Here is an 8,918-nt window from a genome sequence, read left to right as displayed (position 1 = left end):
CCGGGCCGGGCGCGCCCCGCTGGCGGCGAAGCTGGCGGAGGCGGGGCTGGCCGTGCTCCTGCTCGATTACCGCGGCTACGGCGGCAATCCGGGCGATCCCAGCGAAGCCGGCCTGGCCCTCGACGTCCGCGCGGCGCACCGGTTCCTGGTCGAAGAGCGGCGGGTTCGGCCCGAGCGGCTCCTGTACTTCGGCGAGAGCCTCGGGTGCGCGGTCGTGACCGAGCTGGCCACGGCGTACCCGCCGGCCGGGTTGCTCCTGCGCTCGCCGTTCACCGACCTCGCGGCGGTGGGTGCCGAGGTCTACCCGTACCTGCCGGTGCGCCTGCTGCTGCGTGACCGCTTCCCGGTCGAAGAGCGGGTCGTGCGCGTGCGCGTGCCGACGGCGGTGGTGCTGGGCGGCGCCGACTCGATCGTGCCGCCGTCGCAGAGCCGCGCGGTCGCGGTCGCCGCGTCGGCGCGGCTCGTGGAGATTCCCGGCGCCGACCACAACGACCCCGTCCTGCTGGACGGCCCGGCGTTGATCGAGGCGGTCCGGGCGCTCGTGCCGCGCTGACTGGTCCTGCCGGACCCAGGTTGCGCCGGGCCTGTCCCGCGCGCCGCCACCGCCGCACGATCGACGGCATGACGAACACCATGAACGCGGTCACCATCCCGGAGTTCGGCGACGCCGGGGTGCTGCGCCTCGCCGCCGTCCCGGTCCCCGAACCCGGGCCCGGTGAAGTCTCCATCGACGTCACCCACGCCGGCGCGAACTTCGCCGAAGTCCTCTACCGGCAGGGGCTCGTGGACGTCCCGCTGCCCTTCGTCCCCGGCATCGAGGTGGCCGGCCGGATCCGCGCGCTCGGCGAAGGCGTCGAGGGCCTGACCCCCGGTCAGCCGGTCGCCGCGCTGACGATCGTGGCCGGCGGCGGGTACGCCGAGGTGGTCACCACCTCGGCCGCGCTCGTCGCGCCGCTGCCGGACGGCGGGTTCGAACGCGCGGCCGCCGTGCCGTCCAACAGCACCACCGCTTTCCTCGTGCTGGAGCGCGTGGCGCGGCTCCAGCCCGGCGAACGCGTCCTCGTCTACGCGGCCGCGGGCGGGGTCGGCAGCCAGCTCGGGCAGGTGGCCCGGCTGCTCGGGGCCGGCCGGGTGGTCGGTGCCGTCGGCAGCGAAGCCAAGATCGCCGCCGCGAAGGCGTTCGGCTACGACGAAGTCGTGCTGCGCGACCGGATCAGCGGTGAGTTCGACGTCGTGGTCGACATGGTCGGCGGCGCCGCCCGGCGGGCCGGGCTCGCCGCGCTGGCGCCGATGGGACGGCTGGTCGTGATGGGCAACGCGTCGGGTGCCGAGGACGTCGGCATCCCGGCGAACGAGCTGTGGTTCACGAACAAGACCGTGTCCGGCTTCAATCTCGCGGCCTTCGCGGCGATCGCCCCGGAGACCGTGGGCGCGGCCCTGCGCCGCGCGGTCACGGCCGTCGCGGCCGGCGAACTGCGCGTCGACGTCGAAACCCTGCCGCTGGCACGGGCCGCGGAGGCGCACCGTCGCATCGAGTCGGGAGTGACCACCGGCAAGCTGGTGCTCGCGGTGCGGTGACCCGCGTCACCGGCCGAGTTTCTTGAGCAGTTCGGCCTCGTCGACGACCTGGTCGGCGGGCGGGGCCTGGATGTCGACCGGCTTGCCCCAGTCGCGGTAGTCGGTGGTGCCCTTGGCCGCCGCGGGGCCGGCGGTGAAGTCGACGGCGTACCGGACGGGCCGGGCCGCCGCGTCGAGCCACAGCTGGGCGGGCACCTTGGCGGCACCCGGCTGCGGCGCCAGCTCGGGGAACAGTTCCGGTGCCTTCGCCGGGTCGAGTTCGAGCCGGTAGTGGTTGACGGGGACGTCGCCGAGCTTGGTCTGGCCGGCCGAGACGAGCCGGCCGGTGCGCTCGATCTCCGCCAGTGCGCGGCCGAGGTCCGGGAGCTTGACGGCCAGCGGGACCCCGGCGCCCAGCGCCTGCGCGACCGGGTCGGCGCCGCCGGCGTCGGTGCCGACCCACGGCTTGCCGGGGATCGCTTCCTGCGGCGTCCGCGTGAAGGTCCGCTTGCCGATCACGCGCGTCTCGCCGCCGTCGAGCACCATCGACAGCGACGTCTCGCCGCCGTCGAACCGGAGGGAGCCGGTGTACTTCTGGGTGGTCGGACCGAACACGGCGGTCGTCGTGAACGCCGCCGACGGCCCGTGGCCGATACCGGTCCGGGCGGTCCCGACCAGCCCGGCGACGTCGGTGGCTGGCGGCGCGAGCGCGGGCGCGGCCGGCGGTGGCGCCGGTGCCGGGTCGCAGGCGGTCAGCAGCAGTGCCGCCGCGGCGACGGTCAGGACGGACTTGCGCACCCGGGCCCCCTCGATGACGTGTTCCGGGGGAAGGTAGCGGGGCAAGGTCACATTCCGGGCAGGGTGTGCGCGGTGGCCCCTTCGCGCATAATGGGCCACTGACCGACTGCTTGGTATGTGCCGGGCACCACACGAAGGAGACACACTGCCGTGAACTCGTTCAAGGATCGCGTCGCGATCGTCACCGGGGCCAGCCGGGGCATCGGCCTCGGGATCGCGAAGACGCTCGTCGAACGCGGCGCCAAGGTGTGCATCACCGCGCGCAAGCCGGAGGCCCTCGAAGAGGCCGTGAACTCCCTCGGCGGCCCGGACGTCGCCATGTTCGTGCCGGGGAAGGCCGACGACACCGACCACCAGGACGAGGCCGTCGCCAAGACGATCGAGAACTTCGGCCGGCTCGACTACCTGGTCAACAACACCGGCATCAACCCGGTCTACGGGCCCACCCTGGACATCGACCCGGCCGCCGCGGCCAAGATCCTCGGCGTCAACGTGCTCGCGCCGCTGGGCTGGACCAAGCGCGCCCGCGACGCGTGGATGGGCGAGCACGGCGGCGCCGTCGTCAACGTCGCTTCCGTCGCAGGCCTCGGCGCTTCGCCCGGCATCGGCCTGTACGGCGTCAGCAAGGCCGCGCTGATCCGGCTGACCGTCGAGCTCGGCGCCGAGCTGGGGCCGAAGATCCGCGTGAACGCCGTCGCCCCGGCCGTGGTCAAGACGAAGTTCGCGACCGCGCTCTACGAGGGCCGCGAGGAGGAGGTCGCCTCGGCGTACCCGATGAAGCGGCTCGGCGTGCCGGCCGACATCGCGGGCGCGGTGGCGTTCCTGCTGTCCGACGACGCGGGCTGGATCACCGGGCAGACCGTCGTGCTCGACGGCGGCGTGACCCTCGGGGGTGGCCTGTGACCGGCGTCGTCGTCACCGGCGGTGGCGGGGGCATCGGCGCCGCGCTGGCCCGCCGGTTCGCCGCCGGCGGCGCCCAGGTCGTCGTCGCCGACCTCGACGGGGACAAGGCCGCCGAAGTCGCGAAGGAGGTCGGCGAGACGGCGTTCGTCGGCGACGTCGCGAGTGTCGACGGCGTGGCGAAACTGATCGAGAGCGCCCGCGCGACGCTGGGCGAGATCGACGTCTTCTGCGCCAACGCGGGCATCGCGCCCTTCGGCGGCGCGGAAAGCCCCGAGGAGGTCTGGGCGCACACCTGGGACGTCAACGTCATGGCGCACGTCCGCGCGGCGAACCAGCTGCTGCCGGCGTGGCTCGAACGCGGCGAGGGCCACTTCATCGCGACGGTGTCCGCCGCCGGCCTGCTGACCAGCCTCGGCTCGGCGCCGTACTCGGTGACCAAGCACGGCGCGCTCGCCTTCGCCGAGTACCTGTCGGCGACCTACCGGCACCGCGGGATCACCGTGCAGGCGATCTGCCCGCAGGGCGTCCGGACGGCGATGCTGGAGAGCACCGGCACCGCGGGCCAGCTGCTGATGGGCGCGTCGGCGATCGAACCCGAGCAGGTCGCGGACGCGCTGTTCGCGGCGATGGAGTCGAAGCAGTTCCTGGTCCTGCCGCACCCCGAGGTCGCCGACTACTACGCGGCGCGCGCGACGCAGACCGACCGCTGGCTCGGCGGGATGAACAAGCTGCAGCGCAAGGTCGAAGCGGCGCTCGAGGCGGAATGAGCTGGCAGCCGGAGGTCGACGAGCTGGCCCGGCGGCGCGAGCTGGCCGAGCGCATGGGCGGGCCGGACAAGGTGGCCCGCCAGCACGCCGCCGGGCGGTCGACGGTCCGCGAGCGGATCGCCGCGCTCGCCGACCCCGGCAGCTTCGACGAGATCGGCGCGCTGGCCGGTACGGCGTCCTATGTGGATGGTTCGCTGGAGTCGTTCACCCCGGCCAACTTCGTCATCGGCACCGCCCGGCTCGACGGCAGGCGGGTGGCGCTCGGCGGCGACGACTTCACCGTCCGCGGCGGTGCCGCCGACGCCGCCATCGTGGAGAAGCAGGTCTACGCCGAGCGCCTGGCCAACGAGCTGCGGCTGCCGCTGGTGCGGCTGATCGAGGGCACCGGGGGCGGGGGCAGCGTGAAGATGCTGGAGCAGCACGGGTTCACCTACGTCCCGGTCAACCCGGGCTGGGACCTCGTGGTGGACAACCTCTCGACGGTCCCGGTGGTCGCGATGTGCCTCGGCCCGGTGGCCGGGCTCGGGGCGGCGCGGGCGGTGATGTCGCACCTGAACGTCCTGGTCGAAGGCGCCGGGCAGCTGTTCGTCGCCGGGCCACCGGTGGTGAAGCACGCGACGGGGGAGGACCTCACCAAGGAGGAACTCGGCGGTGCCGACGTCCACCGGCGCAGCGGCGCGATCGACCGGATCGTGGCTACCGAAGCCGAGGCTTTCACGGTGGCGAAACAGTTCCTGTCGTATCTGCCGTCCTCTGTGGACTCGATACCGCCGGTGACGTCCACATCGGACCCCGTGGACCGGGCCGACGAGGGGCTGCTTTCGCTGGTGCCGCGCAACCGGCGTCAGCCCTACCGCTTGCGGCCGTTGCTGGACGGTGTCTTCGACGAAGGCTCGGTGTTCGACTACGCCGTGTCGGGCGGCTCGGCGTACGCGGGACTGGCGCGGCTGAACGGGCACCCGGTCGGCGTGCTGGCCACCGACCCCTACCGCGGCGCGACGCTGACCCCCGAGGGCGCCGACGTCATGACCCGGCTGGTCGACCTCTGCGAGACGTTCCACCTGCCCCTGGTGTCGCTGACCGACCAGGCGGGCATGGTGATCGGCGCGGCGGCCGAGCGCGCGGGCGCGATCCGCCACGGCGCCCGCGCGGTCACCGCGGTCTACCAGGCGCGGGTGCCGATGGCCGAGGTGATCGTCCGCCGCGTGTTCGGCGTCGGCGGCGCGGGCCAGGTCAACCGCCACCGCCTGGTCCGCCGCTGGGCCTGGCCCTCGGGCGACTGGGGCTCCCTGCCGGTCGAAGGCGGCATCGAAGCGGCCTACCGCGCGGAACTCGACGCGGCCGACGACCGGGCGGCGCGGATCGAGGAGATCCGCGCGAGCCTGGACGCGGTGCGCTCGCCGTTCCGGACGGCGGAGCGCTTCTCGGTGGAGGACGTCATCGACCCGCGCGAGACCCGGGCCCGGCTGTGCGACTGGATCGGGGACGCCTACGCGGTGCTGCCGAGGCTGGCCGGCCCGCCGTCGTTCGGGACGCGGCCTTAGCGCGGTGTGGTGCTGCTCAGGCTGTCGCGCAAGCGCAGCAGCGCACGGCGCCGAGCGTGTGCCCGTGCCGGCAGCAGTCCCGCCACCGCGATGAGGACGCCGCCGGTCAGGGCCGTGGCCAGGATTTCGGCGGTGGTGCCGCGGATCGCGGCCAAGGCCGTGCAGACGGCGCAGGTGCTCACGCTGACCGCGAGCGCGAGCCGGGCGCCCAGCACCCGGTCCCGGGCGAACAGCGGCCGGCGGCGGCTCAGCACCCATCCCGCACCAGCTCGGGGAACGCCTCCCGCTCCCCGAGCTGGCAACGCACCACCAGCAGTTCGTCGCTCACCGCATCCCCCTGCCTCGCGTCATGCGCGCGTCACCGGGACAGTCGGGATTCCGGGCGGAAAGGTTCACCTCCGGCGGACGCGGTACCAGTGCGGCCGGAGCAGTTCGAGCTCGACCGGCTCGCCGCCGGGCCGGTCGAACATCCGGACGCCGTCGCCGAGGAGCACCGGGACGGGCAGGGCGAGGATCTCGTCCAGCAGACCGGCTTCGAGGCACTGGCGGGCGACGTCGGCGCCGAGGACGTTGACGTACTTGTCCCCGGCGGCTTCCTTCGCCTGGCTGACGGCTTCGCGCAGGTCGCCGACGAAGGTGGTGGCGGGGGCCGGGGCGGCGGGGCGGTGGGTGAGCACGAACTGCGGCCCCTCCCAGCCGCCGCCGAAGGCCTTGCCCTCGCCTTCGGTGCCGCGGTGGGGGTCGTCGCCGCCGTAGGTCCGGCGCCCGACGAGCAGGGCGCCGATGCGGGGGATCAGCTCGTCGACGACCGGGTCGGGCCCGAGGTGGGGCGTCAGCCAGGACATGTCCCCGCCCGGGCCGGCGATGAACCCGTCGAGGGAGGTGCTGAAGGCGTAGAGCAGCTTGGCCATGGGACCTGCTTTCGTGGTGGCGTCGGTCAGGAGTACCGACCGGCCGGGCCACGAAAACTCATCGGTCCGGGAACTTGGGGATCCGCCGCTCGTTCCAGCTGGCCAGGCCCTCGGCCAGCTCGGGGCGGCCGAACGACTCGATCATCAGCGCCGTCGCTTCGCGCGCCGCGTCTTCGAGGGTGAGGGACGCTTCCCGCTCGAACTGCCGCTTCATCACGGCCATCGAGCGGGGTGCGCTGTAGGTCGCCAGCTCGGTCGCGTAGGCGTGCGCGCGCAACGGCAGCTCCTCGGCCGGCACGACCTCCTGGACCAGGCCGTAGTCCAGCGCCTGCTCGGCGGTGAACGTGCGGCCGGACAGCAGCAGGTCACGGGCGCGTCCCTGCCCGACGAGCTCCGGCAGCAGCTTCGCGACGCCGTACTCGGCGATCAGCCCGCGCCGCGCGAACGCCGTGGTGAACTTCGCGCCCGCGGCGGCGAAGCGGACGTCGGCCGAGCAGGCGATGACGAACCCGAGCCCGGCGCAGCCGCCGTTGATCGCGGCGACCACCGGCACCCCGACCGACGCCGCCGCGAGGACGTCCCGGAAGTTCTCGTGCCCACCGCCCCCGGCCGGCGGAGCGGCGGCGATGCCGTCGAGCAGCCCCAGGTCGGCGCCGGGGCAGAACGCCTTCCCCGCCCCGGTGACGACGACCGCGCGAACCCCGGCGTCCGCGTCGGCCTGCCGCAGCAGGGCGCCGTAGCGGGCCTGCATCGGGACGTCCATCGCGTTGCTGCGGCCGGGCTTGTCGAACGTCAGGGTCGCGACCGCGCCGTCCGCCGCGTACCGCACGCCATCCACCGTGGCCAAGGCCGCCTCCTCGGGGTCGGAGACCATACTAAGCGGTCGCTTCGGTGGTGGCCAGGCCTCGGCGTGCCCAGCTGGGCCGATGCCGTCCGCCGTCGAGCACGCGCGCGACCCCGGGTCTGGACGACATGAATGACTCATTCATGTCGTCTGGTGAGGTGAATGACTCTTTCATGGCATGACGAGCCGCGCGGCGGTCAAGCGCCCGGCCGGTTCCCCGTCGGGATCGTGATCGGCGTGCTCGTCGGCGAGCTGACCTTGTTCAGGAACAGCATCGCGATCGCGCGGATGAACTGGTCGAACATGTAGAACCCGGCAGGCGCGATCGGCAGCAGGCCTTCCCGGAACGCGATGTAGGCCGGCCAGCCGGTGCGGACCAGTGCGGCCGCCGCGTAGTCGCGGCGGAGGCCGAGCCAGTCGCCGACCGCGTCGCTGAGGACGTAGCGGACGAATTCGTTCAGGAAGCCGCGGGTGACGCCCAGGTCGATCTGCGCGGTCAGGCCGAGCAGGTCCTCCGCCAGCTCCTTGCCCTCCGTCGTCGGGGACAGCAGCGGGGTGAGCACCCGCGTCGACTGCGCGTCGGCCTCGGCCCAGGTCTTGGGGATGAACTCGTCGCGGACGCCGAGCAGGTGGATGGCGACCTGCCACTGGTGCAGGAAGGCCTCCTCGTCGGCGGCCGACATCGGGACGCGCCACTCCAGCAGCTTCCGGTGCACGTAGGTGCCGAGGCTGTGGAAGGTCACCAGGATGTCGCCGTTGCTGATCGGGATCTGCTCGTCGGCGACCGCCCGCCAGTGCGACGACTGCGGCAGCAGGTGGCGCACCGCCGCGTGCACCAGGCGCGTCTTGTTGGCCGTGACCACGAACTGGCCGCTCGGCTCGAACGCGTTCAGGTCGCTCAGGTCGTAGCCGAAGGTGAACGTCTTCGCCGCGCGGTCCTGCATGTTCGCCCCGCCCGCGGACCAGTAGACCGACTTGGCCTCGCGCGGGATGACCGTGCTCATGATGCCGCTGCCCAGGCCGTAGAGCATGAACAGGTAGGTGTCCTTGCGGCGGTTGAAGTCGGCGGCGCGGCGCAGCTTGGTCGCGTCGGCCCAGGACGGCAGCCGGTTGGCCTGCTGGAGGTAGCCGGCGAGGTCGGCGGGCAGCCCGGTGGGCAGCGCGTCGCTGTTGTCCACCCACGGCCGCAGTGCCGTGTTGACCGCGGGGACCTGGCCCGTGTCGAGGACGCCCGCCATCAGGCGGTCCACCTCGTCGTCCCACGTCCACCACGGGTCCGTGCCCGCCGCGGCGCTGCCGGTCGACGCCCACGCCGGGACGGCGCTCGCCGCGCCCACCAGCCCCAGTGCGACACCGAGCGAAAGAACGTTCCTCCGGCTGAGATTACTCATTTACTTACCTAGCTTCCTCGGTAGGCAGTACGTGCGTAGAGCTTCGACAAACGACCTGGATCGTGGGCTGTCGGGACGAGATTCTCCATTAACATAGACACCCGGTGCCGCGGTCGGCAAGAGTGGTACCGGCCTGAATCGGTCCGTCGCCGGGCGCCGCGTCCGGTTCGTGGTTGACTGGCACGCATGGCCCCGCTCCCGCG

The 8,918-nt window shown here is 73.1% G+C and carries 10 protein-coding genes; 5 read left to right on the top strand and 5 right to left on the bottom strand.

Annotated features, from left to right (window positions below; translation table 11 throughout):
* Positions 1 to 553, top strand: a 553-nt coding sequence (locus G3I65_RS10295) for an alpha/beta hydrolase (RefSeq protein WP_160695894.1), incomplete at its 5' end; no start/stop codon positions are given.
* Between the two features lie 68 nt (positions 554 to 621).
* Positions 622 to 1,578: a zinc-binding dehydrogenase gene (locus tag G3I65_RS10290; RefSeq protein WP_160695893.1), complete on the top strand. Its 957-nt coding sequence runs from the start codon at positions 622 to 624 to the stop codon at positions 1,576 to 1,578.
* A 6-nt stretch (positions 1,579 to 1,584) separates the two neighbouring features.
* Here G3I65_RS10290 and G3I65_RS10285 read toward each other — a convergent pair whose 3' ends face one another.
* Positions 1,585 to 2,355 (bottom strand): hypothetical protein, encoded by a 771-nt coding sequence (locus tag G3I65_RS10285; protein WP_309235373.1) that lies wholly within the window; start codon positions 2,353 to 2,355, stop codon positions 1,585 to 1,587.
* 150 nt (positions 2,356 to 2,505) lie between these two features.
* On the opposite strand from G3I65_RS10285, the gene G3I65_RS10280 reads away from it, so the two are divergent.
* Genes G3I65_RS10280 through G3I65_RS10270 form a run of 3 tightly spaced genes read left to right on the top strand, consistent with a single transcriptional unit; the run spans position 2,506 to position 5,569 of the window.
* The gene (locus tag G3I65_RS10280; protein ID WP_125311989.1) at positions 2,506 to 3,258 is read left to right on the top strand and encodes an SDR family oxidoreductase; all 753 of its coding nucleotides are present in this window, start codon (positions 2,506 to 2,508) and stop codon (positions 3,256 to 3,258) included.
* Positions 3,255 to 4,025, top strand: coding sequence for an SDR family oxidoreductase (locus G3I65_RS10275; protein WP_160695892.1), 771 nt, complete (start codon positions 3,255 to 3,257; stop codon positions 4,023 to 4,025). Before G3I65_RS10280 ends, G3I65_RS10275 begins: the two co-directional genes overlap by 4 nt.
* Positions 4,022 to 5,569 (top strand): acyl-CoA carboxylase subunit beta, encoded by a 1,548-nt coding sequence (locus tag G3I65_RS10270; protein ID WP_160695891.1) that lies wholly within the window; start codon positions 4,022 to 4,024, stop codon positions 5,567 to 5,569. Before G3I65_RS10275 ends, G3I65_RS10270 begins: the two co-directional genes overlap by 4 nt.
* On the opposite strand, the gene G3I65_RS10265 is transcribed toward G3I65_RS10270, so the two are convergent.
* From G3I65_RS10265 to G3I65_RS10250, 4 genes are all read right to left on the bottom strand, one after another.
* Positions 5,566 to 5,823, bottom strand: a complete 258-nt coding sequence (locus tag G3I65_RS10265; RefSeq protein ID WP_203612339.1) for a hypothetical protein — start codon at positions 5,821 to 5,823, stop codon at positions 5,566 to 5,568. The two genes, G3I65_RS10270 and G3I65_RS10265, sit on opposite strands and share 4 nt — an antisense overlap.
* Positions 5,824 to 5,961: 138 nt before the next feature.
* The gene (locus G3I65_RS10260) at positions 5,962 to 6,480 is read right to left on the bottom strand and encodes a dihydrofolate reductase family protein (protein WP_160695890.1); all 519 of its coding nucleotides are present in this window, start codon (positions 6,478 to 6,480) and stop codon (positions 5,962 to 5,964) included.
* Between the two features lie 58 nt (positions 6,481 to 6,538).
* Complete coding sequence (locus tag G3I65_RS10255) at positions 6,539 to 7,354, bottom strand: enoyl-CoA hydratase-related protein (protein WP_203612338.1); 816 nt, start codon at positions 7,352 to 7,354, stop codon at positions 6,539 to 6,541.
* Positions 7,355 to 7,521: 167 nt separating this feature from the next.
* Positions 7,522 to 8,715, bottom strand: a complete 1,194-nt coding sequence (locus G3I65_RS10250; protein WP_160695888.1) for an oxygenase MpaB family protein — start codon at positions 8,713 to 8,715, stop codon at positions 7,522 to 7,524.
* Positions 8,716 to 8,918 lie beyond the last annotated feature (203 nt).

This window comes from Amycolatopsis sp. SID8362, assembly GCF_010550475.1.
Taxonomy (GTDB): Bacteria; Actinomycetota; Actinomycetes; order Mycobacteriales; family Pseudonocardiaceae; genus Amycolatopsis; species Amycolatopsis eburnea.
This window is presented reverse-complemented; position numbering and strand designations above follow the sequence as displayed.